Source organism: Streptomyces griseofuscus (assembly GCF_014673495.1).
In the GTDB taxonomy this organism is placed as follows: domain Bacteria; phylum Actinomycetota; class Actinomycetes; order Streptomycetales; family Streptomycetaceae; genus Streptomyces; species Streptomyces murinus.
On record NZ_CP051006.1, the window covers coordinates 3,648,041 to 3,673,001 of the forward strand.

Genomic DNA, 24,961 nt, shown 5'->3' on the forward strand with positions numbered 1-24,961 from the left:
AGCTCAGCAGCACCCCGCCGACGGCAGCGAGCGCTTGTTGCGGGCCTCCTTGTTACGGGCGGCCAGCAGCTCGTCGGCGGGGTAGCCGACCTCTTCGAGGGTCAGCCCGTGCGGTCGTACGACATGGACGGCGGAGTCGCGCACCCCGGCGGCCAGCACCTTCCCGGGCCACTGAGGGCCCCGGTGCCCGTCGCCGACGAACAGCAGCGCGCCGATCAGCGAGCGGACCATGTTGTGGCAGAACGCGTCCGCCCGGACCGTCGCCGTGATGACCCCGTCCGCGCCCCGCACCAGGCTCAGGTCCTGGAGCGTGCGGATGGTGGTCGCGCCCTCCCGCTTCTTGCAGTACGCCGCGAAGTCGTGCTCGCCGAGCAGCGCCCGGGCGGCCTCGTTCATGGCGTCCACGTCGAGCGGCCAGTCGTGCCAGAGCACATGGCCGCGCAGCAGCGGGTCCACGCCCCCGGGATTGTCGGTGACCCGGTACGCGTACCGCCGCCAGATCGCCGAGAACCGGGCGTTGAACCCCTCCGGCGCCTCGGTCAGCCGCCAGATCCGCACATCCTTGGAGAGCCGCCCGGCGAGCCGCTTGAGCAGCTTCTCGCGGTGCTCCGCCCACAGCTCGGCCGGCAGATCGACATGTGCCACCTGCCCGCGCGCGTGCACCCCGGCATCGGTGCGCCCGGCCACGGTCAGCTCGTACGTCTCCTTGGACCGCGTCACCGTGCGCAGCGCGTCCTCGATCTCCCCCTGCACGGTCCGCTTCCCACCGGCCTGCTTGGCCCAGCCGTGGAAGTCGGTGCCGTCGTAGGAGAGATCGAGGCGGATACGTACATGCCCGGGCAGCGCTTCGTCACTCACACACAGATCCTCTCAGCTACAAAAAAGCGGGCCCGCCCCTTGGAAGGGAACGGGCCCACAAACGCGCCCCGAAGGGGCGCGGGGAACTGCGCGACCAGCCACGACAACAGCCGCAGCCGCCGACGCACAGTCCCCCGGCAGAACGCTTACGCGTCCTTCGACTCCTCAGCCGCAGCCTCGACCGGAGCCTGAGCCTCTTCGGCGTCCTTCGCGGAGCGCTTCGTCGCGGCCTCGGCCTCGCCCACGGCCTTCTGCTGCACCGTCAGCGCCTCGACCAGCTCGATGACAGCCATGGGCGCGTTGTCGCCACGACGGTTACCGATCTTGGTGATGCGGGTGTAGCCACCGGGACGGTTCTCGTACCGCGGGCCGATCTCGGTGAAGAGCGTGTGCACGATGCTCTTGTCCGTGATGACCTGGAGCACCTGACGGCGGTTGTGAAGGTCGCCCTTCTTCGCCTTGGTGACCAGACGCTCGGCGTACGGGCGCAGGCGGCGGGCCTTCGCCTCGGTCGTGGTGATGCGGCCGTGCTCGAAGAGGCTCTTCGCGAGGTTCGCGAGGAGCAGCTTCTCGTGCGCGGCGCTGCCGCCCAGACGGGCACCCTTGGTGGGCTTCGGCATAGTTCTTCTCCTGTGTGTCTGCCCCGGCCGTGTCAGGTACCGGGGTCAGTATCCGAGCAGACGGTTGTCTGTCGGAGACCCGCGCCCCGAAGGGGCGCGGGGAACTGCGCGACCAGCCGCAGCCGGCCGGCAGACGAAATCGAGCCCTGAGGCCCGAGTTCTCAGTACTGCTCGGTCTCGACGAAACCGGCGTCCGCGTCGTCGTCCGCGCCAAAGGCGTCCGCGGCGGCCGTCGGGTCGAATCCGGGCGGGCTGTCCTTGAGCGCCAGGCCCATGCCGGCCAGCTTCGCCTTGACCTCGTCGATGGACTTCGCACCGAAGTTGCGGATGTCCAGCAGGTCCGCCTCGGAACGCGCCACGAGCTCACCCACGGAGTGGATGCCCTCGCGCTTGAGGCAGTTGTACGACCGAACGGTGAGCTCAAGCTCCTCGATCGGCAGCGCCAGATCCGCGGCGAGCGCGGCGTCCGTCGGGGACGGACCCATGTCGATGCCCTCGGCGTCGATGTTCAGCTCGCGCGCGAGACCGAACAGCTCGACCAGGGTCTTGCCGGCGGAGGCCATGGCGTCACGCGGACGCATCGCCTGCTTGGTCTCGACATCCACGATCAGCTTGTCGAAGTCGGTGCGCTGCTCGACACGCGTGGCCTCGACCTTGTACGTGACCTTGAGAACCGGCGAGTAGATGGAGTCGACCGGGATACGGCCGATCTCCTGGCCCACCTGCTTGTTCTGCACCGCGGAGACGTAGCCGCGACCGCGCTCGACGGTCAGCTCCATCTCCAGCTTGCCCTTGCCGTTGAGCGTGGCGAGGACGAGGTCGGGGTTGTGCACCTCGACACCGGCCGGGGGCGCGATGTCGGCGGCGGTCACCAGACCCGGGCCCTGCTTGCGCAGGTACATCACGACCGGCTCGTCGTGCTCCGAGGAGACGACCAGCTGCTTGATGTTGAGGATCAGGTCGGTGACGTCCTCCTTGACGCCCGGCACGGTGGTGAACTCGTGCAGGACACCGTCGATCCGGATGCTGGTGACAGCGGCACCGGGGATCGAGGACAGGAGGGTACGGCGGAGGGAGTTGCCGAGGGTGTAGCCGAAGCCCGGCTCCAGCGGCTCGATCACGAACCGGGAGCGGAACTCGTCGACGACCTCTTCGGTCAACGAAGGACGCTGAGCGATCAGCATGGTGGAGATCCTTCAGTCAGGGGCGCCCGCTATTTGACGCCCGACTCAGTACTGCAAGGGTACGGGCGGTACGGCTTCCTCACAGAGGCCGTACCGCCCGAAACCGCAAAAAACCAGCGGAGCGCTGCGCGTCAGACGCGGCGGCGCTTCGGCGGGCGGCAGCCGTTGTGCGGGGTCGGGGTGACGTCCTGGATGGAGCCGACCTCAAGACCCGTGGCCTGGAGGGAGCGGATCGCGGTCTCACGACCGGAACCCGGGCCCTTGACGAACACGTCGACCTTGCGCATGCCGTGCTCCTGGGCGCGACGGGCAGCCGACTCGGCGGCCATCTGCGCGGCGAACGGCGTGGACTTCCGGGAGCCCTTGAAGCCGACGTGGCCGGCGGAGGCCCAGGAGATCACGTTGCCCGAGGGGTCCGTGATCGAGACGATCGTGTTGTTGAACGTGCTCTTGATGTGCGCGTGGCCGTGAGCGACGTTCTTCTTTTCCTTGCGGCGCACCTTCTTGGCAGCGCCCTGACGACCCTTGGGGGGCATCTACAAACTCCTAGAGGGAGGTGGTCGGTCCTACAGCGAAGACCGTGGAATGTGGTCCGCTGCGGACTACTTCTTGCCCGGCTTCTTCTTGCCGGCGATGGCGCGACGCGGGCCCTTGCGGGTGCGGGCGTTGGTGCTGGTGCGCTGACCGCGGACGGGCAGACCGCGACGGTGACGGAGACCCTGGTAGCAACCGATCTCGACCTTGCGGCGGATGTCGGCCTGGATCTCGCGACGGAGGTCACCCTCGGTCTTGATGTTGCTGTCGACGTACTCGCGGATCGCGACCAGCTGCTCTTCGCTCAGGTCACGAACACGGGTGTTCGGGTCGACGCCGGTCGCAGCCAGCGTCTCCTTCGAGAGGGTCCGGCCAATGCCGAACACGTAGGTGAGGGCGACCTCCACGCGCTTTTCGCGCGGGATGTCAACACCGGAAACGCGTGCCATTCAATGGCTCCTGGTGAATCTTCGGAGGTCTTCCGCAGAACCGGATCCCGGCCGCCGTACCAGGTACGAACCGGGTCCCCGGCCTCCGAGCCGGGGGTGTCGAGCCCATCGGCTCGGGATCTGCGTATGAACAATTCAGCTCGCGTCGCGCGAAGACTCTGCGATAGAGGTGCAGAGAGGGTGGTCGTGCGTCAGCCCTGGCGCTGCTTGTGGCGCGGGTTCTCGCAAATGACCATGACCCGACCGTGACGGCGGATCACCCTGCACTTGTCGCAGATCTTCTTGACGCTCGGCTTGACCTTCATGGGGTGAGGTTCTCCGGGTCAGTGCCATCGCACCGGGCGGGCCCGGGGCGCGGGCAAGATCTACTTGTACCGGTAGACGATCCGGCCACGCGTCAGGTCGTACGGAGACAGCTCCACCACGACCCGGTCGTCAGGGAGGATGCGGATGTAGTGCATACGCATCTTGCCGCTGATATGTGCCAGGACCTGGTGGCCGTTCTGGAGCTCGACCCTGAACATGGCGTTCGGCAGAGACTCGACGACAGTGCCCTCGATCTCGATGGCACCTTGCTTCTTGGCCACGCTTCGCCCTTCGAATCGACTACCTTGATCGACTCCCCTGCTTTCCCTTACGGGCGCATGCGGACATGCGGGTGCACGAGAGCCGACGAGTCAGTCTACGTCGGAGGAACCCGAAACGCGAATCGAGGGAGTCTTCCCCACAGGAGCGACCACTATGCGAGCTCTGTTCACTGCGCCAGGGGGTCGGGGGCCGTCGTGATGCCGAACTCCGCCAGCTTCGCCTTGCCGCCGTCGACCGCGGTGAGCACCAGCGGGCCCTCCTCCGTCAGCGCGACGGAGTGCTCCCAGTGGGAGGACCAGGTGCCGTCGGTCGTGATGACCGTCCAGTCGTCCTCGAGGACCTCGGTGCGCGGGGTGCCGAGGGAGACCATGGGCTCGATCGCCAGGCAGAAGCCGGGGACCAGCTTCGGGCCCTTGCCCCGGCGCCGTTCGACGTAGTTCAGCAGATGCGGGTCCATGTGCATCTCGGTGCCGATGCCGTGGCCGCCGTAGTCCTCGATGATCCCGTACCGGCCGCCGCCCGGCTTCGGCTGGCGGCGGATGTACGTCTCGATGGCCCGGGAGATGTCGACCAGCCGGTTGCCCAGCTTCATCGCGGCGATGCCGGCCCACATCGAGCCCTCGGTCACCCGGGACAGCTCGACCAGCTCGGGGGCGTGGCCGGAGCCGACGAAGGCGGTGTACGCCGCGTCGCCGTGCCAGCCGTCCACGATCGCGCCGCAGTCGATGGAGATGATGTCGCCGTCCTTGAGGACGACGTCCTCGGACGGGATGCCGTGCACGACCACATCGTTCACGGAGGTGCAGATGGTCGCGGGGAAGCCGCCGTACCCCAGGAAGTTCGACTTGGCGCCGTGCTCGGCGAGCACCTTGCGCGCGACCTCGTCCAGGTCCTTCGTGGAGGCACCGGGCACCGCGGCCTCTCGGGTGGCCGCGTGGATCGCGGCGACGACCAGGCCCGCCGCACGCATCTTGGCGATCTGCTCGGGCGTCTTGATCTGCACCATGGGGGGCCTGCGCTCTCCGTCACTCACGTCGGCTGGGTGTACCTGTACAACACTACGGCCGCGGCGCCCTCGGAAGGGCACCGCGGCCGGAAGGCGGCCGGACTCAGTGGTTCTCGGCCTGCTCGCTCTTCAGCGCCTCCAGCGCGCGCTCGGTGACCTCGTCCACCGGGCCCATCGCGGAGATCGTGCGGACCAGGCCCTGCGACTTGTAGTAGTCGATGATGGGCTCGGTCTGCGTGTGGTAGACCTCCAGGCGCGTCCGCACCGTGTCCTCGGAGTCGTCCGCGCGCTGGTACAGCTCGCCGCCGCAGATGTCGCAGACGCCTTCCTGCTGCGGCGGGTTGTACGCCACGTGGAAGACGTGCGAGGAGTCCTTACGGCAGATCCGGCGGCCAGCGATGCGCTTGACCACCTCGTCCTCGGGGGCCTCCAGGTCCAGCACCGCCTCGAGCGTCATCTTCTCGGTGCGCAGCAGCTCGTCCAGCGCCTCGGCCTGTGCGACGTTCCGCGGGAAGCCGTCGAGCAGGAAGCCGTTCACGGCGTCCGGCTGCTCCATGCGGTCCTTGGCCATGGCGATGGTGACCTCGTCGGGCACGAGGTTGCCGGCGTCCATGTAGGACTTCGCGAGCTTGCCCAGCTCGGTCTGCCGGCTGATGTTGGCCCGGAACAGGTCGCCCGTGGAGATGTGCGGGACAGCCAGCTTCTCAGCGAGCCGGACGGCCTGCGTTCCCTTACCGGCACCGGGCGGCCCGACGAGGACGATACGCATCAGCGGAGGAACCCTTCGTAATTGCGCTGCTGGAGCTGGCTCTCGATCTGCTTCACCGTCTCGAGACCGACACCCACGATGATGAGGATGCTGGTGCCGCCGAAGGGGAAGTTCTGGCTTGCTCCGAAGCCGACCAACGCCATTGTCGGTACGAGAGCGATCAGACCCAGATACAGCGAACCCGGCCAGGTGATCCGGTTGAGCACGTACGACAGGTACTCAGCGGTCGGTCGGCCAGCCCGGATGCCCGGGATGAAGCCACCATACTTCTTCATGTTGTCGGCGACTTCTTCGGGGTTGAAGGAGATCGCCACGTAGAAGAACGCGAAGAAAACGATGAGCAGGAAGTACGCGGTGATGTAAACCGGATGGTCACCCTTGGTGAGGTTCGTCTGCACCCACTGCTTCCAGCCCGAGTTGCCGCCCGCGAACTGGGCGACCAGGGCCGGGATGTACAGCAGGGACGAGGCGAAGATCACCGGGATCACACCCGCCTGGTTCACCTTGAGCGGGATGTACGTGGACGTACCGCCGTAGGACCGGCGGCCGATCATCCGCTTCGCGTACTGGACCGGGATGCGGCGCTGGGCCTGCTCGACGAAGACCACGAGCGCGACCATGACCAGGCCGACCAGGATCACGGTGCCGAACTCGATCCAGCCGCCGGCCAGGGTGCCCTGCTTCTTGATGGCCCACAGCGCGGACGGGAAGGTGGCGGCGATCGAGATGAACATCAGGATCGACATGCCGTTGCCGATGCCGCGGTCGGTGATCAGCTCGCCGAGCCACATCACCACCGTGGTGCCGGCGGTCATGCAGATGACCATGGTGATGGTCGTGAAGATCGCCTGGTCCGGAACGATGCTGGTGGCCACCGAGCAGCCGCTGAAGAGCGCGCCGCTGCGGGCGGTGGCGACGAGGCCGGTGCCCTGGAGGATCGCGAGGGCGAGGGTGAGGTATCGGGTGTACTGCGTGATCTTCGTGGTGCCGGCCTGGCCCTCCTTCTTGAGGGCTTCCAGGCGCGGGATGACCACGGTCAGCAGCTGAAGAATGATGCTGGCCGTGATGTACGGCATGATGCCGAGCGCGAAGACCGTGATCTGCAGCAGCGCACCGCCGCTGAACATGTTCACGAGGCCGAACAGGCCCTGGTTGGCCCCGGCCTCGCCCACGCACTGCTGGACGGCCTTGTAGTTGACGCCAGGGATCGGAATGTGGGTACCCACGCGGTAGGCCACGATGATGCCCAGCGTGAAGAGCAGCTTCTTGCGCAGGTCGGGCGTCTTGAACGCCCGGGCGAACGCGGTGAGCACGGTGCCTCCTGCGACCCCCGCGCAACTGCGTCAAGGGTGACGGTCTGAGGTTCGACGAATACGAGTGAGAACAGTGTTGGCCACCTTACCGGCGACCATGCCCCCCTTGGAACGACCAACCGGGGATACCTCATTGTGAGGTATCCCCGGTAGGGATCGTTTACGTCATCGCAACGTCGTCTGAGGGAGTCAGACGAGCTCGGTGACCGTACCGCCGGCGGCGGTGATCTTCTCCTTGGCGGAGCCGGAGACGGCGTCGACCGTCACCTGGAGCGCCACGGAGATCTCGCCCTGGCCGAGGACCTTGACGAGGCTGTTCTTGCGAACGGCACCCTTGTCGACGAGGTCCTGGACGGTGACCTCTCCACCCTGCGGGTAGAGCGCGGCCAGCTTGTCCAGGTTCACGACCTGGTACTCGGTCTTGAACGGGTTCTTGAAGCCCTTGAGCTTCGGGAGACGCATGTGGAGGGGCATCTGGCCACCCTCGAAGCGCTCCGGAACCTGGTAACGGGCCTTGGTGCCCTTGGTACCACGACCGGCCGTCTTACCCTTCGACGCCTCACCACGACCGACACGGGTCTTCGCGGTCTTGGCGCCCGGGGCGGGACGGAGGTTGTGGATCTTGAGCGGGTTCTGCTCCGCCATGATCAGTCGACCTCCTCGACCGTCACGAGGTGGCGGACGGTGTGCACCATGCCGCGGAACTCGGGGCGGTCCTCCTTGACGACCTGCGTGTTGATGCCCTTGAGACCAAGGGAGCGCAGGGTGTCGCGGTGGTTCTGCTTGCTGCCGATGTAGGACTTCACCTGCGTGATCTTGAGCTGAGCCATCACGCACCCGCCCCGGCACGCGCACGCAGCAGGGCAGCGGGAGCAACGTCCTCCAGAGGCAGACCACGGCGAGCCGCGACCTCCTCCGGACGCTGCAGACCCTTGAGGGCCGCCACCGTGGCGTGCACGATGTTGATCGCGTTGTCGGAGCCGAGCGACTTCGACAGGATGTCGTGGATACCGGCGCACTCGAGCACGGCACGCACCGGACCACCGGCGATAACGCCGGTACCCGGAGACGCGGGCTTGAGCAGCACGACGCCGGCAGCCTTCTCACCCTGGATCGGGTGCGGGATGGTGCCCTGGATACGGGGGACCTTGAAGAAGTGCTTCTTGGCCTCCTCAACACCCTTGGCGATGGCGGCCGGCACCTCCTTGGCCTTGCCGTAACCGACACCCACGGTGCCGTCACCGTCGCCCACCACGACCAGCGCGGTGAAGCTGAAGCGACGACCACCCTTCACAACCTTGGCGACACGGTTGATCGCGACGACGCGCTCGACGTACGCGGTCTTCTCGGCGGCAGCAGCGCCGCCGTCACGGCCCTTCCGGTCCCGCCGCTCGCCGCCACCGGCACCGCCTCCGCGGCGCTGGGGTCCAGCCATTGGATTACCTCTCTCTTTCCGCTAGCTACAAGCGGCTCAGAACTTGAGCCCGGCCTCGCGGGCGGCGTCCGCCAGGGCGGCGATGCGCCCGGCGTACTGGTTGCCACCACGGTCGAACACGACGGCCTCGACGCCCGCGGCCTTGGCCCGCTCGGCGACCAGGGCGCCGACCTGCTTGGCCAGCGCGGACTTGTCGCCCTCGCCACCGCGGATCGAGGTGTCCAGCGTGGACGCCGACGCGAGGGTGTGACCCTTCAGGTCGTCGATCACCTGCGCCACGATGTGGCGGTTGGAGCGGGTCACGACCAGACGGGGGCGCTCCGCCGTACCGGACACCCGCTTGCGGATCCGGATGTGACGGCGCTTGATCGCGGCGCGCTTGTAGGCGTCGCCCTTGAGGATCTTCTGCCCGTATGCCATGGCTTACTTACCCGCCTTTCCGACCTTGCGGCGGATGACTTCGCCCTCGTACTTGACGCCCTTGGCCTTGTACGGGTCAGGCTTGCGCAGCTTGCGGATGTTGGCCGCAACCTCGCCGACCTTCTGCTTGTCGATGCCCTCGACCTGGAAACGGGTCGGGGTCTCCACCTTGAAGGAGATTCCTTCAGGCGCCTCGACCAGGATCGGGTGGCTGTAACCGAGAGCGAACTCCAGGTTGGAACCCTTGGCGGTCACTCGGTAACCGACACCGCTGATCTCGAGCTTCTTCACGTAACCCTGGGTCACGCCGGTGATCATGTTCGCCACCAGCGTGCGGGACAGGCCGTGCAGGGCCTTGTTCTGACGCTCGTCGTTGGGGCGGGTCACCTGAAGGGTGCCGTCTTCGCCCTTGGCGATGTCGATCGGTGCCACGACGGTGTGGGTCAGCTCGCCCTTGGGGCCCTTGACCTTGACCGTGCGGCCGTCGATGGTGACGTCCACGCCGGCGGGAACCGCGATGGGGAGCTTGCCGATACGCGACATAGCTGTTTCCTCCGTTCCCTTCTGCTACCAGACGTAGGCGAGGACTTCCCCACCCACGCCCTTCTTGCCGGCCTGCTTGTCGGTGAGGAGCCCGTGCGACGTGGAGATGATCGCCACGCCGAGGCCACCCAGCACCTTGGGCAGGTTGGTGGACTTCGCGTACACCCGGAGACCGGGCTTGGAGATCCGCTTGATGCCCGCGATGGAGCGCTCACGGTTCGGGCCGAACTTCAGCTCGAGGACGAGGTTCTTGCCGACCTCGGCGTCCTCGGTCTTCCAGCCCGTGATGAAGCCCTCCTGCTGGAGGATCTCCGCGATGTGCGACTTGATCTTGGAGTGCGGCATCGACACCGAGTCGTGGTAAGCCGAGTTCGCGTTCCGCAGACGCGTAAGCATGTCTGCGATCGGATCAGTCATGGTCATGAATTGGCCTGTGGCCTTTCTCGCCGGGGTTTCCTATATGCGCCATCCCTCTCCCCGTACTGGGACGGGACGGGTGCGGCGCGGGGACCTACGGCGTAGTAAGTCGTTCAGGGCGGCAGAGGCCCAACCCTCCTAGCCTAAGCCATGAGAGTGGGCGCCCCTGCCGTCCCGGTTGCTTACCGAGAGGTCCAGGTATCCCTAAAAGCAGGGACTACCAGGAGCTCTTGGTCACGCCCGGCAGCTCGCCACGGTGAGCCATCTCACGAAGGCACACGCGGCACAGGCCGAACTTGCGGTACACGGAGTGGGGGCGGCCGCAGCGCTGGCAGCGGGTGTAGCCACGCACACCGAACTTGGGCTTGCGAGCAGCCTTAGCGATCAGAGCCTTCTTCGCCATCTCGCTCACGCCTCCTTGAACGGGAAGCCGAGGTGACGAAGGAGCGCGCGGCCCTCAGCGTCGTTGGTCGCCGTGGTGACCACGGTGATGTCCATACCCCGGACGCGGTCGATCTTGTCCTGGTCGATCTCGTGGAACATGACCTGCTCCGTGAGACCGAAGGTGTAGTTGCCACGGCCGTCGAACTGCTTGGGGGACAGGCCGCGGAAGTCGCGGATGCGCGGGAGCGCCAGCGACAGGGTGCGGTCCAGGAACTCCCACATGCGGTCGCCACGGAGCGTGACGTGGGCACCGATCGGCTGACCCTCACGCAGCTTGAACTGCGCGATGGACTTCCGGGCCTTGGTGACGGCCGGCTTCTGACCGGTGATCGTGGTGAGGTCGCGGATGGCGCCCTCGATCAGCTTGGAGTCGCGGGCGGCGTCGCCCACACCCATGTTGACCACGATCTTGACGAGGCCGGGGATCTGCATGACGTTCTCGTACTTGAACTCGTCACGCAGCTTGCCCGCGATCTCGTCACGGTACTTCTGCTTCAGACGCGGAGTGGTGGTGGTAGCCATCAGATGTCCTCACCCGTCCGCTTGGCAACGCGGATCTTGTTGCCCTCTTCGTCGAAGCGGTAGCCGACACGAGTGACGACCTTCTCGCCGTCCTTCTCCACGACCAGCTGGACGTTGGAGACGTGGATCGGCGCCTCGGTGGTCACGATGCCGCCGGCCTGGGAGCCACTGGCGGTCGGACCGGCCTTCGTGTGCTTCTTGACCCGGTTGACACCCTCGACCAGGACACGCTCGTCGCGCGGGTAAGCGGCAATGACCTTGCCCTGCTTGCCCTTGTCCTTGCCGGTGATGACCTGGACCAGGTCGCCCTTCTTGATCTTCATGCTTACAGCACCTCCGGCGCGAGCGAGATGATCTTCATGAACTTCTTCTCGCGCAGCTCACGGCCGACCGGGCCGAAGATACGGGTGCCGCGAGGGTCGCCGTCGTTCTTCAGAATGACGGCGGCGTTCTCGTCGAAGCGGATGTACGAGCCGTCCGGACGGCGGCGCTCCTTGACGGTGCGAACGATGACCGCCTTGACGACGTCACCCTTCTTCACGTTGCCACCGGGGATCGCGTCCTTGACGGTGGCGACGATGACGTCACCGATGCCCGCGTAGCGGCGACCGGAGCCACCGAGCACACGGATGCAAAGGATCTCCTTCGCACCAGTGTTGTCGGCGACACGCAGTCGCGACTCCTGCTGGATCACGTCTATCTCCTGAATGTCTGCCGGTTCCCCGGGGGCTGCTCGATCGAGCGGCCCCCGGAGCCTGGCGGAACTGTCCTGCGAGGGGCGCCCCGCAGGAACCTACTGGTGGAATTCCCTTGCGGGAATTACCTACTTGGCCTTCTCAAGGATCTCGACGACGCGCCAGCGCTTCGTCGCGGACAGCGGCCGGGTCTCCATGAGGAGGACACGGTCGCCGACACCCGCGGCGTTCTGCTCGTCGTGCGCCTTGAGCTTGTTCGTACGGCGGATGACCTTGCCGTACAGCGCGTGCTTCACACGGTCCTCGACGGCGACGACGACGGTCTTGTCCATCTTGTCGCTGACGACGAGACCCTCACGGGTCTTGCGGAAGCCGCGGGCCTCTGCGTTCTCAGTCACGTTCTTCTCGCTCATCAGGCGTTCTCCACCGTTTCGATGCCCAGCTCACGCTCGCGCATCAGGGTGTAGATCCGCGCGATGTCCTTGCGGACCGCCTTCAGACGGCCATGGTTCTCGAGCTGACCAGTCGCCGCCTGGAAGCGGAGGTTGAACAGCTCTTCCTTGGCCTCGCGGAGCTTCGCAAGAAGCTCCTCGTTGCCCAGCTCGCGCAGCTCGGACGCCTTGGTACCGGCCGACATCACGCTTCACCTGCCTCGCGCTTGACGATCCGGCACTTCATCGGCAGCTTGTGGGCCGCACGAGTCAGCGCCTCACGGGCGATCTTCTCGTTGGGGTACGACAGCTCGAACATGACGCGTCCGGGCTTGACGTTGGCGATCCACCACTCCGGAGAACCCTTACCGGAACCCATGCGGGTCTCGGCGGGCTTCTTGGTGAGGGGACGGTCCGGGTAGATGTTGATCCAGACCTTGCCGCCACGCTTGATGTGGCGGGTCATCGCGATACGAGCCGCCTCGATCTGGCGGTTCGTGACGTAGGCCGGGGTCAGCGCCTGGATGCCGTACTCGCCGAACGCAACCTGCGTGCCACCCTTGGCCATACCATCGCGCTTCGGGTGGTGCTGCTTGCGGTGCTTGACCCTACGGGGGATCAGCATTTCGGTCAGGCCTCCGTTCCGGTGCTCTCAGCCGGAGCGGCGGCGGGAGCCTCGGCCTTGGGGGCCTCGGCGCCGGCAGCCTGCTGCGGCTTGCGACCGCGCCGCTCGCCACCACGGCCACCACGGGCCGGGCGGTCGGCACCGCCACGGGCCGGGCGGTTACCCGCACGGGCCGCAGCGTTCTCGGCGCGGACCTCGGCGATGTTCTTGACGTCGCCCTTGTAGATCCAGACCTTCACACCGATGCGGCCGAAGGTCGTCTTGGCCTCGAAGAAGCCGTAGTCCACGTTCGCGCGGAGCGTGTGCAGGGGCACACGGCCCTCGCGGTAGAACTCCGAGCGGGACATCTCGGCGCCACCGAGGCGGCCACCGCACTGGATCTTGATGCCCTTGGCGCCCGCCTTCATCGCCGACTGCATGCTCTTACGCATGGCACGGCGGAAGGAGACACGGGAGGAGAGCTGCTCGGCGACGGCCTGGGCCACCAGCTGAGCGTCCGTCTCCGGGTTCTTGACCTCGAGGATGTTGAGCTGAACCTGCTTGCCGGTCAGCTTCTCCAGGTCACCGCGGATGCGGTCGGCCTCGGCGCCGCGGCGGCCGATGACGATGCCCGGACGAGCGGTGTGGATGTCCACACGGACACGGTCACGGGTGCGCTCGATCTCAACCTTCGAGATGCCGGCGCGCTCCATGCCGGACGTCATCATCCGACGGATGGCGACGTCTTCCTTGACGTAGTCCTTGTACAGCTTGTCGGCGTACCAACGCGACTTGAAGTCGGTCGTGACACCGAGCCGGAACCCATGCGGGTTAACCTTCTGGCCCATTACCGGGTTCCTTCCTTGCTGCTGACGACCACGGTGATGTGGCTGGTCCGCTTGCGGATCCGGTAGGCACGGCCCTGGGCACGCGGACGGAACCGCTTCAGGGTCGGGCCCTCGTCGACGTAGGCCTCGGAGATGACCAGGCTGTCGACATCGGTGTGGTCGTAGTTGTGCGCGGCATTGGCAATGGCGCTGTCCAGCACCTTGCCGACCGGAACCGAGGCTGCCTGCGGGGCGAATCGCAGAACAGCCTGGGCCTCCGTGGCGTCCATGCCACGGATGAGGTCCACCACACGGCGGGCCTTCATGGGCGTGACGCGGATGTACCGCGCCTGGGCCCTGGCTTCCATGGTTGTCCCTTCAGAGTTACTTACTTGTCTGAATGCGATCCGCGATTAGCGGCGCTTCGACTTCCGGTCGTCCTTGACGTGGCCGCGGAAGGTGCGCGTCGGCGAGAACTCGCCGAGCTTGTGGCCGACCATCGACTCGGTGACGAACACCGGGATGTGGGTCTTGCCGTTGTGCACCGCGATCGTGTGGCCGAGCATGGCCGGGACGATCATCGAGCGACGGGACCAGGTCTTGATGACGTTCTTGGTGCCGGCTTCGTTCTGCGTGTCCACCTTCTTGATCAGGTGGTCGTCGACGAAGGGCCCCTTCTTCAAGCTACGAGGCATCTCAACCCGTCCTTAGCGCTTCTTGTTCGTCTTGCGGCGGCGGACGATGTACTTGTTCGACGCCTTCTTGGGCGAACGAGTACGGCCTTCCTTCTTGCCCCACGGGGACACGGGGTGACGGCCACCGGAGGTCCGGCCCTCGCCACCACCGTGCGGGTGGTCGACCGGGTTCATGACGACACCACGGACGGTCGGGCGAACGCCCAGCCACCGCTTACGGCCGGCCTTACCCCAGTTGATGTTGCTCTGCTCGGCGTTGCCGACCTCACCGACGGTGGCGCGGCAGCGGACGTCGACCAGGCGGATCTCGCCGGACGGCATGCGCAGGTGGGCCATGGAGCCCTCCTTCGCGAGCAGCTGCACGGAGGCACCGGCGGAGCGGGCGAACTTGGCACCGCCACCGGGACGGAGCTCGATCGCGTGGATCGTGGTACCGACCGGGATGTTGCGGAGCGCCAGGTTGTTGCCCGGCTTGATGTCGGCCCCGGGACCGTTCTCGACGCGGTCACCCTGCTGGAGGTTGCGCGGGGCGAGGATGTAGCGCTTCTCGCCGTCGGCGTAGTGCAGCAGCGCGATGCGCGCGGTGCGGTTGGGGTCGTACTCGATGTGCGCGACCTTCGCCGGCACGCCGTCCTTGTCGTGACGACGGAAGTCGATCACACGGTAGGCGCGCTTGTGTCCGCCACCCTGGTGGCGAACGGTCACACGACCGGCGTTGTTACGGCCGCCCTTGCTGTGCAGGGGACGGACCAGCGACTTCTCCGGCGTGGACCGCGTGACCTCGACGAAGTCGGCGACGCTGGCGCCACGACGGCCCGGCGTAGTCGGCTTGTACTTGCGGATTCCCATTTCTCAGTCCTCGTCCGATATCGGACGATCCGGACCGCCCTTAGGCGGTCGGACCGCCGAAGATGTCGATACGGTCGCCCTCGGCGAGGGTCACGATCGCGCGCTTGGTGGCGGCACGCTGACCGAAGCCGGTCTTCGTGCGCTTGCGCTTGCCCTGGCGGTTGATCGTGTTGACCCCGGTGACCTTGACGTCGAAGACCGCCTGGACGGCCTGCTTGATCTGGGTCTTGTTGGCGTTCGGGTCGACGATGAACGTGTACTTGTTGTCGTCGAGGAGCGCGTAGCTCTTCTCCGAGACGACCGGCTTCAGCAGGACGTCACGGGGGTCCGTGTACGACTTGCTCAGCGGCGTCTCGACGGTGTTCTTGCCCTCGGTGGCGTGGCGACGCGCCTTGGCGACGCGCGCGGCCTTGGCGGCCTTGGCGGCCTTCGAGGCAATAGCGGGGTGACGGATAGCCATCAGGCCTCGCTCCCTTCGGTGTCAGCGGCCTTGGGGCCAGACACGAAGGACTCGAAAGCGGCCTGGGTGAAGACCACGTCGTCCGAGACGAGAACGTCGTACGTGTTCAGCTGGCCCGGCTCCAGGATGTGGACCTGGGGCAGGTTGCGGGCGGACAGCCACGCGGCCTCGTCGGAGCGGTCGACGACCAGGAGCAGGTTCTTGCGCTCCGAGATCTTGCCGAACAGGCTCTTCGCGGCCTTGGTGGACGCCTGGCCCTCGACCACGCCGGCGACGACGTGGATGCGGTTGTGACGCGCCCGGTCGGTGAGGGCACCGCGCAGGGCGGCGGCCTTCATCTTCTTCGGGGTGCGCTGCGAGTAGTCACGCGGCACGGGACCGTGCACGACGCCACCACCGGCGAACTGCGGAGCGCGGGTCGAACCCTGACGGGCGCGACCGGTGCCCTTCTGGCGGTACGGCTTCTTGCCGCCACCACGGACCTCGCCACGCGTCTTGGTCTTGTGCGTGCCCTGACGGGCCGCGGCCAGCTGCGCGACGACGACCTGGTGGATCAGCGGGACGCTGACCTTGGCGTCGAAGATCTCCGCGGGGAGCTCGACGGAACCGGCCTTCTCGCCCGCCGGCGAAAGGATGTCAACAGTGCTCATCGGTTACCTCAGGCCCCCTTGGCCGCGGTGCGGACCAGGACGAGGCCGCCGTTCGGACCGGGAACCGCGCCCTTGATGAGCAGCAGACCCTTCTCCGCGTCAACGGCGTGGACGGTCAGGTTCTGGGTGGTGACCCGCTCGTTGCCCATACGACCCGCCATGCGGAGGCCCTTGAACACGCGGCCCGGGGTGGCGCAGCCACCGATGGAACCGGGCGAGCGGTGCTTGCGCTGGGTGCCGTGTCCGGCGCCGAGGCCCTTGAAGTTGTGACGCTTCATGACACCGGCGAAGCCCTTGCCCTTGCTCTTGCCGGTCACGTCCACCTTGACGCCCGCCTCGAAGACCTCAGCAGAGATCTCCTGGCCCAGCGTGTACTCGGAGGCGTCCGCGGTGCGGATCTCGACGAGGTGGCGGCGGGGGGTGACGTCGGCCTTGGCGAAGTGGCCCTTGAGGGGCTTGTTCACCTTGCGCGGGTCGATCTCGCCGAACGCGATCTGGACGGACTCGTAGCCGTCGACGTCGTTCGTGCGGACCTGGGTGACGACGTTGGGGCCGGCCTTGACGACGGTGACCGGAACAACACGGTTGTTCTCGTCCCACACCTGCGTCATGCCGAGCTTCTCGCCCAGGATGCCCTTGATCTGCTTAGCCATTCTCAGATCACCAGCCCTCAGAGCTTGATCTCGATGTCGACACCGGCCGGGAGGTCGAGTCGCATCAGAGAGTCAACGGTCTTGGGGGTCGGGTCGAGGATGTCGATCAGGCGCTTGTGCGTGCGCATCTCGAAGTGCTCGCGCGAGTCCTTGTACTTGTGCGGCGACTTGATGACGCAGTACACGTTCTTCTCAGTGGGCAGCGGCACCGGGCCCGCGACCGACGCACCAGTGCGGGTCACCGTCTCGACGATCTTCTTCGCCGAGGAGTCGATGACCTCGTGGTCGTAGGCCTTGAGCCGGATGCGGATCTTCTGTCCCGCCATGGCTACTCAGTAGTCCTGTCTCTTCTAACGCTCTGGGACCCGGTGGTTTCCGGTACCCGCCTTCTCCGACCCACGCGGTCGGGCGTGTCGCGCTCCCGCTGACATGAATGTCCCTTGTTCGAACATCCCTGCGGGGAATGCACACGGCCCTTCCGGAAACCGCGGACCGGGGACCTCGGGCCCACCGGGCGCCTGGTCGGTGTCGCGCCCACACTTCCCGGAAGATTCCCGTACGTCCGCCCCAGTGCTGCCCGAGGGCAGTTAGGGCGACGAGTACTGTGGGACTCGCTTCCGGTCCTCCCGGCGGGAGGCGCGCAGCATCAACACTCGACCGAGCAACTCGGACAGTCTGCCATACAGCCGGGGGGCTCCGCCAATCGAGCCGAAGAGATTACCCCTGGAGTGACGTAGGTCAAGCCGAACCCGCGGTCGGCGCACCGGTGAGCGCGGAACGTGTGGCCGCGCCGCTCAGAAATGTTCGACCTCCTGGCCGTCCGGGACCTTGTAGCAGCCGGAGACGACATGGAGGCTCAGCTTCGGCGGGTCGTTCTTGGCCATCTGGACGATGTTGACGCCGGCCTTCCGCTGATCGTTGTCGGCGGTCAGGTTGACGTTCTTGTTCCTGCTGGTGTCCGGCCCGTACGTGACGATCTTCCAGCCGTGCCGCGGCAACTCGGTCCTGAGCCGTTCCATCGCCACGTCGAGGTCCTTCGCCGACGCCGGGTAGAAGCTCCACCAGTGGAAGATCCGGAAGTAGGTCTTCGTGTCCTTGCCCGGGCATTCGGCGACGAACGGATGACTGTCCGAGGTCCTCCCCTTGACGCCGATCAGGTCGTAGATGCCGCTGGACAGCTTCTGCATCGCGTCGGAGGCGTCACGCGAGGTACTCGTACCGGCGGACGGAGTCGGGTCGGAGTCTTTGTCGGTCATGCCGCATCCAGTGAGGGTGGTCATTACAAGGGGCAGGGCGAGCACACAGGCGCTCAGTCTGGTCTTCACGTCGGCGAGCCTTACGTCGTCGTAGCTACTTCACATGCGCCCACTCGTTCGGCGGCGGCTTCAGCGCCACGTCATCGCCCTTCCCGACGACGACCAGAGCCTGGTTCTTCAGGCTCTGCGAGGGACCGTGGGACGTCTCGTCCCAGTAGCCGCTGTGCCCTTCGGTGTCCGTGGTCATCTGGTTGGCACCGAAGTGCGGATCACTGGGGATGATGAAACCGTCCCCGCCGTGCCCCCATCGGCCGATGTCCGGGACCACGTCTCCGTCGGCCTCCTCGTTCCACACATGCCCCTGGGGCACGTCCAGTTCGTCGGCACGGGACACCTTGACCCCGGGACTGCCGGCGAAGACGAGGTCATCGGCGCTGACATGCCCCTTCTGGGCCGCGGCGCCGACGAGGGTCGTCCCGTACGAGTGGGCGATGACCGTACGGTGCGGATCCGTGTCCCCGGTGTGGGAGGTGTCGAGCCCGTCCAGGAACTTGTCGAACGCCGGCGCCCCGTCGTACGCGTAGTGCTCGAACGGCGCGTCCTTCCAGACGCTGTCCGGCGCGTCGTAGCCGAGCCAGGTGATCGTGGAGACGGACTCCCGTCGGCCTCGTCGTTGGCCGCGTGCCAGACCTTGGTCATCCGGTCGATGCCGCCACCGATGTTCCCCAGTTCCGACCCGGTACCGGGAACATAGACCGCCTGGTGGTCCGCGGTGTCCGGGTTGCCGTTGGCGATGATGGCGCGGCCGTCGCCGTCCGTGCTGAATCCCAGCAGGTACGCCTCGGGCAGCCCGTTCACCCCTGTCGCGTCGAAGCGTGTCTGGATCGCGTCCATGCCATCGAGGGACTTGCGCGCGTTCTTCCGCGCCTCCTCCCAGTCCTTCCACTCCTGGCTCTCGACGCTGAGGCCCTTCGGCATGGACCCGGTGTACGGGTCGATGTAGGGCTGGTACCGCTCGGGTTCCGGGTGCTTCTTCAGCCAGGCGTCGTAGTCCAGCCGGGCCTTCGCGTGCGCCTCGTCGAGCACGGTGCGGTTGGCCTGGTCCCGCGCGGTGGCGGGCAGTCCGTCCAGCGCGCCCACCGCGTCGGGGTGCGCCGACAGGTAGTCCGATCGCTGCTCGTCGGTCAGGCCCTGCCACCAGGCGGCGTTCTTCTTGGGATCGTCGTGCTCAGGCGGTCGGGGCAGTGAGTCGAAATAGTCCTTGCCCGCGTCGCGTACCCCGGCCGTGTCCGACGTGACGTCGGTCCAGTCCTTGTCGGAGACCACCAGGTCGTCGTCGGCCTTCAGGGCGCGCAGCTTCGGAGCCCACTTGACGTCGGCGTCCGTGGCCTCCTTCAGGGCGTCGCCGATGCGGTCGGCGAAACCGACGGCCTTGCCGAAGTTCGGGTTCGGGTGCATATGGACGGCCTGGCGCTCCAGCGCGGCCGACGTCGGGTCCGTCGGACTGGTGCTCACCCGCACCGTGCCGCCCTCCGGCACCTTGCCGTCGACCTCCTTGCCCCCGGCCGGGAAGCTCACCGAGCCGTCCGCGCCGACCGTGCAGCCCGCCGCCGCGGCGTCCTCCAGCGCGGCCTCCAGCTTCCGCTTGGCCGCGGCCATGTCGAAGGCGAAGCCGTCCAGCGCGGCGCCCGCCAGCGCGCACTCGGCGGCGGCGTAGTGGAAGTCCTTGGACAGCTCCTTCAGTTCGCGCAGGGCCGCCTTCGCGGTCTCGCCGGAGAGCTGGTTGCGGATCCCCGCCGAGATCCGGCTGTCCAGCGCCTCCCCGGCCTTGCCCGCCATCTCGCTCGTGGCGCGGTAGCCGTCGGCGGCGTCCTGGTACTCGGACGGCTTGAGGGACTTCAACGCGGCAAGATCCACGACCCGCTCACTTGCCCTTCGCCCGGCCGCCGACGGCCTCGGTGTCCTGGTACTCCGTCTTGATCTTCTGCAAGCCGTCCCGGACGTCCCCGTCGGTCATCGACAGATCGCGCCCCGCGCGCTCCAGCAGACCGCCCAGCTTCCCGCAGCGGCCGCTCACATCACCGACGTACTTCTTCCAGGAGTCGTAGAGCTCCTTCTGCGCCGCGGCCGACTCGCACCCGGCGCCGTCCCCCACCCCCGACTGCCCGTGCTCCAGCTTCCCCAGCGCCGTGCTCACATCGGTCCGCAGCGCCGTGACGTCTCCGCCGGCCGCCGACCAGACCTTCCGGTCCGACTTCAGCGGGTCTCCGTCGCCACCGGCGTCCGGCACGTGGTTCAGCCGCATCCGTGCGGAACCGGAACGCGTGGCGGCATCCGCCTTCAGCTGCTCCCATTCGTCCCAGGGCATGCCCGTGGTCCTCCCCCGTGCCCCACCTTATGAGTGAGGTATGAACTTCTTATGGGCCTCCTAAGTTAACAAGACGTCACTGCCGCCACATCCGCCGCGGGGGCTACAGCAGTTGAGTACCCGTACTCATTGCGTCCGCGCCGAGTACGTGACGAACGCGGTCCAGGTGCCGGGCGCGACGGTGAGGCAGGGACCTTCGGTGTTCTTGGAGTCGCGGATGTGGATGGTGGTGGGGGTGGGGGCGAACTCGACGCAGTCGTTGCCGTTACTGCTGTCGCTGTAGCTGCTCTTGAACCAGTGGAGTTCCGGGGTGCTCATAGTTCTCCCAGCGCTTGCTCGATGAAGGCCAGAGACTCCTCTGGCGTGAGCGCCTGAGCCCGGATGATGCCATAGCGCAGGTCGAGGAACCGGACTTGCCTGGGGCTTGAGACCGGGCGACCCGAGAAGTCACCGTCGGTACGCCCCATTCCCGTGCCATCGGCAAACTTGAGCACCTGAATCCGACCACCCGTCCCGGGGTGATTCGCACGGTCGGTCGGCATGACCTGAAGCTCCACGAACGGCAACTTGGCCACCTCCAGCATGTGTTGGAGCTGTCGGCGCAGCACCATTGTGTCGCCGATCGGGCGGCGCAGCGTCACCTCCTCCTGTACGAAGCTGAACTCCGGCGAAGGTGACTGCTCGAAGACGGACTTCCGGGCCATTCGTGCCGCCACCATGCGCTCCAGCTGGTCGGTCGAGTAGGCGGGACGCCAGGTACGCAGGAGTGCTCGCGCGTACTCCTCCGTCTGCAACAGGCCGTGGATGTTGTGATTGCTGTACAGCAGCATCTCCACCGCCCGCCCCTCCAACTCCGCCAGCTCCCGCACCTTCTTCGGGTACCGCGCCTTCCTCATGTCCTCCATGAAGGCCCGGAGGTGCCCCTGCGCCTTCAGGAGCGTGTCTGCCTTGTCGAGGAACTCCGGCCGAGGAATGCGCGCTCCCCGTTCGATCTTGCGGATCATGTCCTCGCCGTACCCCATGGCCTCGGCCAGCTCGGGTACGGTCATCCCGACCGCTTCCCGGCAGACCTTGAGCAGGCGCCCCACCGCTTGCACGATCGACTCGATCTCGTCGCCCGGCTCGACATCCCAACCCGCCTCGTCCACACCTTCGCTCACAGCTCCTCCTCCGGCGCGTGCTCGCTCGTACTCGTAACAACGCCCGAGACAGCCGAGACAGCCGAGACAAAGCCGAGACGGTCACCGTACGTACGGACACTGTTGCTTACTCAGCGAACCATCCGCCGCCACGCTGAGTGATGTGAACCAAGAAACCGTCGCCGCCACCCGCGACTTCATGCTGCTTCTGTCCCCCACCCCCCGCGGCGCCCGGCTCGCCCGGCTGCTCGCCGCGGAGCAGCTGCGGAGCTGGGGGATCCTCTCGGACGCGGCCACGCAGGTGATCGCCGAGCTGGCGGCGAACGCCGCGACCCATGGCCGGGTGCCGGGACGGAACTTCCAGCTCACGCTGAACGTCGTCGGCGACACGCTGCGCGTCGAGGTGACCGACACCCGCCGCGAGCGCCTGCCCGAGGCCCAACACCCCTGCGCGGAGGAGGAGTCGGGGCGCGGACTGCTCATCGTGGAGGCGCTGGCCGACCGCTGGGGCGTGTCGTCGGACGTCGTGCCGCGCAAGACCGTGTGGGCCGAGATCACGGTCCCGGGTCTTTGACGAATACGCGTGCACTGGGCGCGGCGCTCGCCTCACGCCGGCCGGGGCGCACGCGTGGGGCTGCCCCCGGCCACCGTGCTGCTCGGAGCGGTCAAGCCGCCAGCCGTACGCCGGTGCAGCCGCGCCGCTTCGCCTCGTGGTCGGCGAAGGCGCGCAGGGCGTCGCGGGCGAACGAGGCGGAGTAGTGCGGGACCGGGTAGGTGTCGGTGTCCCTGTCGTGCAGGTGGTACAGCACGAACACCGCCTGCTGCGCCGAGCGCGGGCAGGTCGCGGTCGCCCAGGCGTAGTCACGGTCGCCGTGCGTGGGACCGTAGCCCTTCTCCAGCTGATCGCCCTCGCTGGCCAGGAAGTCCTTGGCGGCGGCGCCGTAATAGGCGTACAGGCCGTAGCCGGGCTTCTTCGCCTTCGTGACCAGGTAGCAGTTGGTCTGCGGGGCGTCCGGGTCCGCCGGGTACTCCATGGCCTCGGGCGTGTCGGCCGCTGCCGCGTCCGTTCCGCGCAGCGCTGCGCAGGAGCCCTGGGCCCGCGCCAGGGGCTTCGCCGTTCCGGACGCGCCCAGCCGTGCGGCGGACAGTCCGCTGAGCCGCTCGCCCGCCTTCACCTGGCAGCCGTGCTTCTCGGCCGCCTTCTCGGCGGTCTCGGTGGTCACCCGGCCGAGACCGGTCAGGCTCGTGCCGTTCGACGCGCCGAGCAGGTCACCACAGGCGACCAGGGCCTTGTCCTTCTGGTTGACGCAGTCCAGTGCGGCCATGACCTGGTAGGTGCCGCCCGCGTACCTGAGGACACCGGCCCGGACTCCTGGGCGCGGACCCGGCAGGCGGCCAGGTAGTCGCCGTCGCCGTCCTCCTCGGCACTGAAGTCCGACGCATGCAGCGCCTCGCTCAGCCCGCCCTGGGCCAGCGAGCCGCCGCATGCCCGGTCCAGCGACTCCTCGCCGCCCCCGGAACCGAAGGCACCGCCGCCGTAGAGCACCGCTCCCACCAGCGCCAGTACCAACAGGCACGCCCCCGCGTACCACCCGGCGTGCACCTGTCGGGTCCCGGATTTCGTCTGCCACGACGTCATGATGTGAGCCAGCGGCTGGACGAGGTTCTTCGGCAGGTCCTGGGCGTGCTCGTCGGTGTGCAGCTCGTCCTGCGCCAGCCGCCCCACCAGGCCCTGCACCTGTTCACCCCAGATCTTGTGCGCCTTGCTCACGGCCCCGGACGTGAGCCAACCGTGCCCGATGTCCTTGTACAGGGCGTTCGCACTCGCCCTGCTTGGCGCGTTTCCGACGGCTCCGAAGACGGGCACCCAGCGCGTGCCTAGAAGGGCGGTGGCCCCCACGCCGGGGGCATCGGCGGAGCCATGAGCCGGCGGCGGTGGCGGCCGCGGCGGATCGCGGTCACGATGCAGATGGCCGGGACCGCGAGCGCCGCCGTGAGGAAGCAGCCGACCGCCGCGACCATGCCGACGGCCATGCCCCGCACCTGGGGCTTGTCGCCGAGGGCGAAGTCGGCGGACGGGAGGTCCGAGGTGCACAGGACGGGGTAGTCGCCGGTGGTCTTCGGGGTGAACTCGAAGACGCGTTCCCAGGAGCGGGCGCCGAGGGTGACGCGGAAGGTGCCGGACGGCTGGGTCACGGAGTCGGCGAGGGCCCGCGGCACGCGGCAGTCGACATGGCCCGGCGCGGACTGGGAGACGTAGATCGAGCGGGTCCTGCCCTGGGTGAAGCTGAACGTGCGCTGCTCGCCGCTGTTGAACGGGTGCGCCGTGTCGACCAGGTGCACCGTGTCCTTGACCGCCAGCACGCCGAACGCGATGCCGGCGCCGACCAGGACGAGGCCGAGCAGTGCCGCCACGACGTACCAGATACGCCGGGGCCGTAGATCCTTCGCGGGGGGCGGCGGGGCGACGTGGCCGCCGTACGGTGTGCCCCAGGTATTGGGTATGGACATGACGCCGCATCGTAGAGGAGGGGGCCGGATGGGGACCCGAGAGGAAGCCGTGGCGGCGGCCGGGCGGTGGCTGCGGACGACGGCGTATCCGGAGCGCGCGGATTCCGTCGTGCTGCTGCCGGAGACGGCCACGTGGTATCCGTACGCCTGGACGGTCCGCTTCGACTTCCGGGAGCATCTGGACACCGGGGACCCGGCGCAGGCCCCGTTCAGCGCCCTCGTCATCGTGCCGCACGACGGTACGGGGGCCCACTGGTCGCCCACACACCTGCCGGCGGAGCGGTATCTGGCGATGCGGGCGGCGCAGGGGCCGCGGGCGGACGATCCCTGGGTGCGCGCCGCGGCCTGGCTGCGGGACGTCTACGGCGGCCTGGTGGAGCTCGCCGTGCCGCCGAACCGGCAACCGGTGTACGAGACGGGCGCCGCCTGGCTGCTGGCCTGCCGGGCGGTCCCCCAGCCCGGATTCCCCGAGGAGCCCATGCTCGCGGCCTCCGTCGTGGTGCCGAAGGACGGCGGCACCCCCTTCCACCCCTCCCCCAGCGACCCGCTCGCCGACGTGGAGGCCCTGGCGCCTGGTACGGCGGCCCGGCGCGCGGCCGGGGAGCAGCTGCACGCCCGCGGCTGCCTCGTCGCCGTGCACTGCGGGATCGACGGCATCCCGGTGACCGCCCTGCCCTGGCGCCCCTTCCACGAGGCCCCCGGCTGGTGAGAGCGGCTCGGG

General features: G+C 67.5%; 41 protein-coding genes and 1 pseudogene. 2 read left to right on the top strand and 40 right to left on the bottom strand.

Features of this window, described 5'->3' with window-relative positions; genetic code table 11:
* Positions 1-3 precede the first annotated feature (3 nt).
* The 37 genes and pseudogenes from truA to HEP81_RS16195 form a co-directional block, all read right to left on the bottom strand.
* Positions 4-858, bottom strand: coding sequence for a tRNA pseudouridine(38-40) synthase TruA (gene truA, locus HEP81_RS16020; RefSeq protein ID WP_037657583.1), 855 nt, complete (start codon positions 856-858; stop codon positions 4-6).
* A gap of 146 nt (positions 859-1,004) precedes the next feature.
* Positions 1,005-1,478 (bottom strand): 50S ribosomal protein L17, encoded by a 474-nt coding sequence (rplQ, locus tag HEP81_RS16025; RefSeq protein WP_037657581.1) that lies wholly within the window; start codon positions 1,476-1,478, stop codon positions 1,005-1,007.
* Positions 1,479-1,639: 161 nt separating this feature from the next.
* Positions 1,640-2,662: a DNA-directed RNA polymerase subunit alpha gene (locus HEP81_RS16030; RefSeq protein ID WP_003966937.1), complete on the bottom strand. Its 1,023-nt coding sequence runs from the start codon at positions 2,660-2,662 to the stop codon at positions 1,640-1,642.
* 131 nt (positions 2,663-2,793) lie between these two features.
* Complete coding sequence (gene rpsK, locus HEP81_RS16035; RefSeq protein WP_003956432.1) at positions 2,794-3,198, bottom strand: 30S ribosomal protein S11; 405 nt, start codon at positions 3,196-3,198, stop codon at positions 2,794-2,796.
* Positions 3,199-3,264: 66 nt separating this feature from the next.
* On the bottom strand, positions 3,265-3,645 hold the full coding sequence (rpsM, locus tag HEP81_RS16040) for a 30S ribosomal protein S13 (protein WP_037657579.1): 381 nt from the start codon (positions 3,643-3,645) through the stop codon (positions 3,265-3,267).
* Positions 3,646-3,836: 191 nt separating this feature from the next.
* Positions 3,837-3,950 (bottom strand): 50S ribosomal protein L36, encoded by a 114-nt coding sequence (rpmJ, locus tag HEP81_RS16045; RefSeq protein WP_003998809.1) that lies wholly within the window; start codon positions 3,948-3,950, stop codon positions 3,837-3,839.
* A gap of 60 nt (positions 3,951-4,010) precedes the next feature.
* Positions 4,011-4,232 (bottom strand): translation initiation factor IF-1, encoded by a 222-nt coding sequence (infA, locus tag HEP81_RS16050; RefSeq protein WP_004927214.1) that lies wholly within the window; start codon positions 4,230-4,232, stop codon positions 4,011-4,013.
* A 167-nt stretch (positions 4,233-4,399) separates the two neighbouring features.
* Positions 4,400-5,239, bottom strand: coding sequence for a type I methionyl aminopeptidase (map, locus tag HEP81_RS16055; protein ID WP_037657578.1), 840 nt, complete (start codon positions 5,237-5,239; stop codon positions 4,400-4,402).
* Positions 5,240-5,342: 103 nt separating this feature from the next.
* Positions 5,343-6,008, bottom strand: coding sequence for an adenylate kinase (locus HEP81_RS16060; protein WP_037657576.1), 666 nt, complete (start codon positions 6,006-6,008; stop codon positions 5,343-5,345).
* Complete coding sequence (gene secY / locus HEP81_RS16065) at positions 6,008-7,321, bottom strand: preprotein translocase subunit SecY (protein ID WP_037657574.1); 1,314 nt, start codon at positions 7,319-7,321, stop codon at positions 6,008-6,010. The genes HEP81_RS16060 and secY overlap by 1 nt, the downstream gene beginning before the upstream one ends.
* Before the next feature lie 189 nt (positions 7,322-7,510).
* Entirely contained in the window at positions 7,511-7,966 is a 456-nt protein-coding gene (gene rplO / locus HEP81_RS16070; protein ID WP_037657572.1) for a 50S ribosomal protein L15, read from the bottom strand.
* Positions 7,967-7,968: 2 nt separating this feature from the next.
* The gene (gene rpmD, locus HEP81_RS16075) at positions 7,969-8,151 is read right to left on the bottom strand and encodes a 50S ribosomal protein L30 (RefSeq protein ID WP_003974250.1); all 183 of its coding nucleotides are present in this window, start codon (positions 8,149-8,151) and stop codon (positions 7,969-7,971) included.
* On the bottom strand, positions 8,151-8,756 hold the full coding sequence (gene rpsE, locus HEP81_RS16080; protein ID WP_007494753.1) for a 30S ribosomal protein S5: 606 nt from the start codon (positions 8,754-8,756) through the stop codon (positions 8,151-8,153). The genes rpmD and rpsE overlap by 1 nt, the downstream gene beginning before the upstream one ends.
* A 36-nt stretch (positions 8,757-8,792) precedes the next feature.
* Positions 8,793-9,176, bottom strand: a complete 384-nt coding sequence (rplR, locus tag HEP81_RS16085; protein ID WP_037657570.1) for a 50S ribosomal protein L18 — start codon at positions 9,174-9,176, stop codon at positions 8,793-8,795.
* 3 nt (positions 9,177-9,179) lie between these two features.
* Positions 9,180-9,719, bottom strand: coding sequence for a 50S ribosomal protein L6 (rplF, locus tag HEP81_RS16090; protein WP_037657566.1), 540 nt, complete (start codon positions 9,717-9,719; stop codon positions 9,180-9,182).
* 24 nt (positions 9,720-9,743) lie between these two features.
* Positions 9,744-10,142: a 30S ribosomal protein S8 gene (gene rpsH, locus HEP81_RS16095; RefSeq protein WP_037657563.1), complete on the bottom strand. Its 399-nt coding sequence runs from the start codon at positions 10,140-10,142 to the stop codon at positions 9,744-9,746.
* A gap of 211 nt (positions 10,143-10,353) precedes the next feature.
* The gene (locus HEP81_RS16100) at positions 10,354-10,539 is read right to left on the bottom strand and encodes a type Z 30S ribosomal protein S14 (protein ID WP_003948630.1); all 186 of its coding nucleotides are present in this window, start codon (positions 10,537-10,539) and stop codon (positions 10,354-10,356) included.
* 5 nt (positions 10,540-10,544) lie between these two features.
* Complete coding sequence (rplE, locus tag HEP81_RS16105; RefSeq protein ID WP_037657562.1) at positions 10,545-11,102, bottom strand: 50S ribosomal protein L5; 558 nt, start codon at positions 11,100-11,102, stop codon at positions 10,545-10,547.
* Positions 11,102-11,425, bottom strand: a complete 324-nt coding sequence (gene rplX / locus HEP81_RS16110; protein ID WP_037657560.1) for a 50S ribosomal protein L24 — start codon at positions 11,423-11,425, stop codon at positions 11,102-11,104. Before rplX ends, rplE begins: the two co-directional genes overlap by 1 nt.
* Positions 11,426-11,427: 2 nt before the next feature.
* Entirely contained in the window at positions 11,428-11,796 is a 369-nt protein-coding gene (rplN, locus tag HEP81_RS16115) for a 50S ribosomal protein L14 (RefSeq protein WP_003998823.1), read from the bottom strand.
* A 129-nt stretch (positions 11,797-11,925) separates the two neighbouring features.
* The gene (gene rpsQ / locus HEP81_RS16120; RefSeq protein WP_018543912.1) at positions 11,926-12,210 is read right to left on the bottom strand and encodes a 30S ribosomal protein S17; all 285 of its coding nucleotides are present in this window, start codon (positions 12,208-12,210) and stop codon (positions 11,926-11,928) included.
* A complete protein-coding gene (gene rpmC / locus HEP81_RS16125) occupies positions 12,210-12,434 on the bottom strand; it encodes a 50S ribosomal protein L29 (RefSeq protein ID WP_007494763.1) in 225 nt (74 codons plus the stop codon). The genes rpsQ and rpmC overlap by 1 nt, the downstream gene beginning before the upstream one ends.
* Positions 12,434-12,853, bottom strand: coding sequence for a 50S ribosomal protein L16 (rplP, locus tag HEP81_RS16130; protein WP_018564810.1), 420 nt, complete (start codon positions 12,851-12,853; stop codon positions 12,434-12,436). Before rplP ends, rpmC begins: the two co-directional genes overlap by 1 nt.
* Before the next feature lie 5 nt (positions 12,854-12,858).
* A complete protein-coding gene (gene rpsC, locus HEP81_RS16135) occupies positions 12,859-13,680 on the bottom strand; it encodes a 30S ribosomal protein S3 (protein WP_014674374.1) in 822 nt (273 codons plus the stop codon).
* A complete protein-coding gene (gene rplV, locus HEP81_RS16140) occupies positions 13,680-14,027 on the bottom strand; it encodes a 50S ribosomal protein L22 (protein WP_026252021.1) in 348 nt (115 codons plus the stop codon). Before rplV ends, rpsC begins: the two co-directional genes overlap by 1 nt.
* A gap of 45 nt (positions 14,028-14,072) precedes the next feature.
* A complete protein-coding gene (gene rpsS / locus HEP81_RS16145) occupies positions 14,073-14,354 on the bottom strand; it encodes a 30S ribosomal protein S19 (RefSeq protein ID WP_003974263.1) in 282 nt (93 codons plus the stop codon).
* A 12-nt stretch (positions 14,355-14,366) separates the two neighbouring features.
* On the bottom strand, positions 14,367-15,203 hold the full coding sequence (rplB, locus tag HEP81_RS16150; RefSeq protein WP_030811669.1) for a 50S ribosomal protein L2: 837 nt from the start codon (positions 15,201-15,203) through the stop codon (positions 14,367-14,369).
* 40 nt (positions 15,204-15,243) lie between these two features.
* Complete coding sequence (gene rplW, locus HEP81_RS16155; RefSeq protein ID WP_037657557.1) at positions 15,244-15,663, bottom strand: 50S ribosomal protein L23; 420 nt, start codon at positions 15,661-15,663, stop codon at positions 15,244-15,246.
* Complete coding sequence (rplD, locus tag HEP81_RS16160; RefSeq protein ID WP_037657555.1) at positions 15,663-16,313, bottom strand: 50S ribosomal protein L4; 651 nt, start codon at positions 16,311-16,313, stop codon at positions 15,663-15,665. The genes rplW and rplD overlap by 1 nt, the downstream gene beginning before the upstream one ends.
* A gap of 8 nt (positions 16,314-16,321) precedes the next feature.
* Positions 16,322-16,966 carry a 50S ribosomal protein L3 gene (rplC, locus tag HEP81_RS16165; protein WP_005481233.1) on the bottom strand — a complete coding sequence of 215 codons (645 nt, stop codon included), beginning with the start codon at positions 16,964-16,966 and terminating at the stop codon, positions 16,322-16,324.
* A gap of 17 nt (positions 16,967-16,983) precedes the next feature.
* Positions 16,984-17,292 carry a 30S ribosomal protein S10 gene (gene rpsJ, locus HEP81_RS16170; protein WP_003948644.1) on the bottom strand — a complete coding sequence of 103 codons (309 nt, stop codon included), beginning with the start codon at positions 17,290-17,292 and terminating at the stop codon, positions 16,984-16,986.
* A gap of 468 nt (positions 17,293-17,760) precedes the next feature.
* Positions 17,761-18,222, bottom strand: coding sequence for a hypothetical protein (locus HEP81_RS16175; protein ID WP_233360031.1), 462 nt, complete (start codon positions 18,220-18,222; stop codon positions 17,761-17,763).
* Positions 18,223-18,316: 94 nt separating this feature from the next.
* A complete protein-coding gene (locus HEP81_RS42340) occupies positions 18,317-18,469 on the bottom strand; it encodes a hypothetical protein (protein WP_338058779.1) in 153 nt (50 codons plus the stop codon).
* A 126-nt stretch (positions 18,470-18,595) separates the two neighbouring features.
* Positions 18,596-19,420, bottom strand: a pseudogene (locus HEP81_RS42345) (alpha/beta hydrolase); the annotation flags it as partial.
* A gap of 726 nt (positions 19,421-20,146) precedes the next feature.
* Positions 20,147-20,590: a hypothetical protein gene (locus HEP81_RS16185; protein WP_037657552.1), complete on the bottom strand. Its 444-nt coding sequence runs from the start codon at positions 20,588-20,590 to the stop codon at positions 20,147-20,149.
* Between the two features lie 126 nt (positions 20,591-20,716).
* Positions 20,717-20,908, bottom strand: a complete 192-nt coding sequence (locus HEP81_RS16190) for a DUF397 domain-containing protein (RefSeq protein WP_037657551.1) — start codon at positions 20,906-20,908, stop codon at positions 20,717-20,719.
* On the bottom strand, positions 20,905-21,750 hold the full coding sequence (locus HEP81_RS16195) for a helix-turn-helix domain-containing protein (protein WP_037657549.1): 846 nt from the start codon (positions 21,748-21,750) through the stop codon (positions 20,905-20,907). The genes HEP81_RS16190 and HEP81_RS16195 overlap by 4 nt, the downstream gene beginning before the upstream one ends.
* Positions 21,751-21,892: 142 nt before the next feature.
* Here HEP81_RS16195 and HEP81_RS16200 point away from each other — a divergent pair, with 142 nt between their 5' ends.
* Positions 21,893-22,303, top strand: coding sequence for an ATP-binding protein (locus HEP81_RS16200; RefSeq protein ID WP_037657548.1), 411 nt, complete (start codon positions 21,893-21,895; stop codon positions 22,301-22,303).
* A 91-nt stretch (positions 22,304-22,394) separates the two neighbouring features.
* On the opposite strand, the gene HEP81_RS16205 is transcribed toward HEP81_RS16200, so the two are convergent.
* The 3 genes from HEP81_RS16205 to HEP81_RS16215 all read right to left on the bottom strand — a co-directional run bounded on the left by HEP81_RS16205 (position 22,395) and on the right by HEP81_RS16215 (position 24,240).
* Positions 22,395-23,054, bottom strand: coding sequence for a hypothetical protein (locus tag HEP81_RS16205; RefSeq protein ID WP_154822698.1), 660 nt, complete (start codon positions 23,052-23,054; stop codon positions 22,395-22,397).
* Positions 22,967-23,500: a hypothetical protein gene (locus tag HEP81_RS16210; RefSeq protein WP_167739854.1), complete on the bottom strand. Its 534-nt coding sequence runs from the start codon at positions 23,498-23,500 to the stop codon at positions 22,967-22,969. The genes HEP81_RS16205 and HEP81_RS16210 overlap by 88 nt, the downstream gene beginning before the upstream one ends.
* 107 nt (positions 23,501-23,607) lie before the next feature.
* Positions 23,608-24,240, bottom strand: coding sequence for a hypothetical protein (locus tag HEP81_RS16215; RefSeq protein WP_037657676.1), 633 nt, complete (start codon positions 24,238-24,240; stop codon positions 23,608-23,610).
* Between the two features lie 28 nt (positions 24,241-24,268).
* Between HEP81_RS16215 and HEP81_RS16220 the strand changes: the two genes are divergently transcribed.
* Positions 24,269-24,949: a YrhB domain-containing protein gene (locus HEP81_RS16220; protein WP_063755246.1), complete on the top strand. Its 681-nt coding sequence runs from the start codon at positions 24,269-24,271 to the stop codon at positions 24,947-24,949.
* Positions 24,950-24,961 lie beyond the last annotated feature (12 nt).

Coding starts and splice junctions, on each gene's coding strand:
- rplW (WP_037657557.1), bottom strand. CDS start 15,663: ATGGCTATCCGTCACCCCGCTATTGCCTCGAAGGCCGCCAAGGCCGCC.
- rpmJ (WP_003998809.1), bottom strand. CDS start 3,950: ATGAAGGTCAAGCCGAGCGTCAAGAAGATCTGCGACAAGTGCAGGGTG.
- rplV (WP_026252021.1), bottom strand. CDS start 14,027: ATGGAAGCCAGGGCCCAGGCGCGGTACATCCGCGTCACGCCCATGAAG.
- rplC (WP_005481233.1), bottom strand. CDS start 16,966: ATGGCTAAGCAGATCAAGGGCATCCTGGGCGAGAAGCTCGGCATGACG.
- rpsM (WP_037657579.1), bottom strand. CDS start 3,645: ATGGCACGCGTTTCCGGTGTTGACATCCCGCGCGAAAAGCGCGTGGAG.
- rplQ (WP_037657581.1), bottom strand. CDS start 1,478: ATGCCGAAGCCCACCAAGGGTGCCCGTCTGGGCGGCAGCGCCGCGCAC.
- HEP81_RS16190 (WP_037657551.1), bottom strand. CDS start 20,908: ATGAGCACCCCGGAACTCCACTGGTTCAAGAGCAGCTACAGCGACAGC.
- rpmC (WP_007494763.1), bottom strand. CDS start 12,434: ATGTCGGCCGGTACCAAGGCGTCCGAGCTGCGCGAGCTGGGCAACGAG.
- HEP81_RS16215 (WP_037657676.1), bottom strand. CDS start 24,240: ATGTCCATACCCAATACCTGGGGCACACCGTACGGCGGCCACGTCGCC.
- rpsS (WP_003974263.1), bottom strand. CDS start 14,354: ATGCCTCGTAGCTTGAAGAAGGGGCCCTTCGTCGACGACCACCTGATC.
- rpsC (WP_014674374.1), bottom strand. CDS start 13,680: ATGGGCCAGAAGGTTAACCCGCATGGGTTCCGGCTCGGTGTCACGACC.
- rplF (WP_037657566.1), bottom strand. CDS start 9,719: ATGTCGCGTATCGGCAAGCTCCCCATCGCGGTTCCCGCCGGCGTGGAC.
- HEP81_RS16060 (WP_037657576.1), bottom strand. CDS start 6,008: ATGCGTATCGTCCTCGTCGGGCCGCCCGGTGCCGGTAAGGGAACGCAG.
- rplD (WP_037657555.1), bottom strand. CDS start 16,313: ATGAGCACTGTTGACATCCTTTCGCCGGCGGGCGAGAAGGCCGGTTCC.
- HEP81_RS16175 (WP_233360031.1), bottom strand. CDS start 18,222: ATGACCGACAAAGACTCCGACCCGACTCCGTCCGCCGGTACGAGTACC.
- map (WP_037657578.1), bottom strand. CDS start 5,239: ATGGTGCAGATCAAGACGCCCGAGCAGATCGCCAAGATGCGTGCGGCG.
- rplP (WP_018564810.1), bottom strand. CDS start 12,853: ATGCTGATCCCCCGTAGGGTCAAGCACCGCAAGCAGCACCACCCGAAG.
- rpsH (WP_037657563.1), bottom strand. CDS start 10,142: ATGACCATGACTGATCCGATCGCAGACATGCTTACGCGTCTGCGGAAC.
- HEP81_RS16205 (WP_154822698.1), bottom strand. CDS start 23,054: ATGGCCGCACTGGACTGCGTCAACCAGAAGGACAAGGCCCTGGTCGCC.
- HEP81_RS16220 (WP_063755246.1), top strand. CDS start 24,269: ATGGGGACCCGAGAGGAAGCCGTGGCGGCGGCCGGGCGGTGGCTGCGG.
- rplX (WP_037657560.1), bottom strand. CDS start 11,425: ATGAAGATCAAGAAGGGCGACCTGGTCCAGGTCATCACCGGCAAGGAC.
- HEP81_RS16185 (WP_037657552.1), bottom strand. CDS start 20,590: ATGCCCTGGGACGAATGGGAGCAGCTGAAGGCGGATGCCGCCACGCGT.
- rplO (WP_037657572.1), bottom strand. CDS start 7,966: ATGGCGGAGCAGAACCCGCTCAAGATCCACAACCTCCGTCCCGCCCCG.
- rplB (WP_030811669.1), bottom strand. CDS start 15,203: ATGGGAATCCGCAAGTACAAGCCGACTACGCCGGGCCGTCGTGGCGCC.
- rpmD (WP_003974250.1), bottom strand. CDS start 8,151: ATGGCTCAGCTCAAGATCACGCAGGTGAAGTCCTACATCGGCAGCAAG.
- rplE (WP_037657562.1), bottom strand. CDS start 11,102: ATGGCTACCACCACCACTCCGCGTCTGAAGCAGAAGTACCGTGACGAG.
- rpsK (WP_003956432.1), bottom strand. CDS start 3,198: ATGCCCCCCAAGGGTCGTCAGGGCGCTGCCAAGAAGGTGCGCCGCAAG.
- rpsJ (WP_003948644.1), bottom strand. CDS start 17,292: ATGGCGGGACAGAAGATCCGCATCCGGCTCAAGGCCTACGACCACGAG.
- rpsQ (WP_018543912.1), bottom strand. CDS start 12,210: ATGAGCGAGAAGAACGTGACTGAGAACGCAGAGGCCCGCGGCTTCCGC.
- rplR (WP_037657570.1), bottom strand. CDS start 9,176: ATGGCATACGGGCAGAAGATCCTCAAGGGCGACGCCTACAAGCGCGCC.
- HEP81_RS16100 (WP_003948630.1), bottom strand. CDS start 10,539: ATGGCGAAGAAGGCTCTGATCGCTAAGGCTGCTCGCAAGCCCAAGTTC.
- HEP81_RS16030 (WP_003966937.1), bottom strand. CDS start 2,662: ATGCTGATCGCTCAGCGTCCTTCGTTGACCGAAGAGGTCGTCGACGAG.
- HEP81_RS42340 (WP_338058779.1), bottom strand. CDS start 18,469: ATGACCACGGACACCGAAGGGCACAGCGGCTACTGGGACGAGACGTCC.
- rpsE (WP_007494753.1), bottom strand. CDS start 8,756: ATGGCTGGACCCCAGCGCCGCGGAGGCGGTGCCGGTGGCGGCGAGCGG.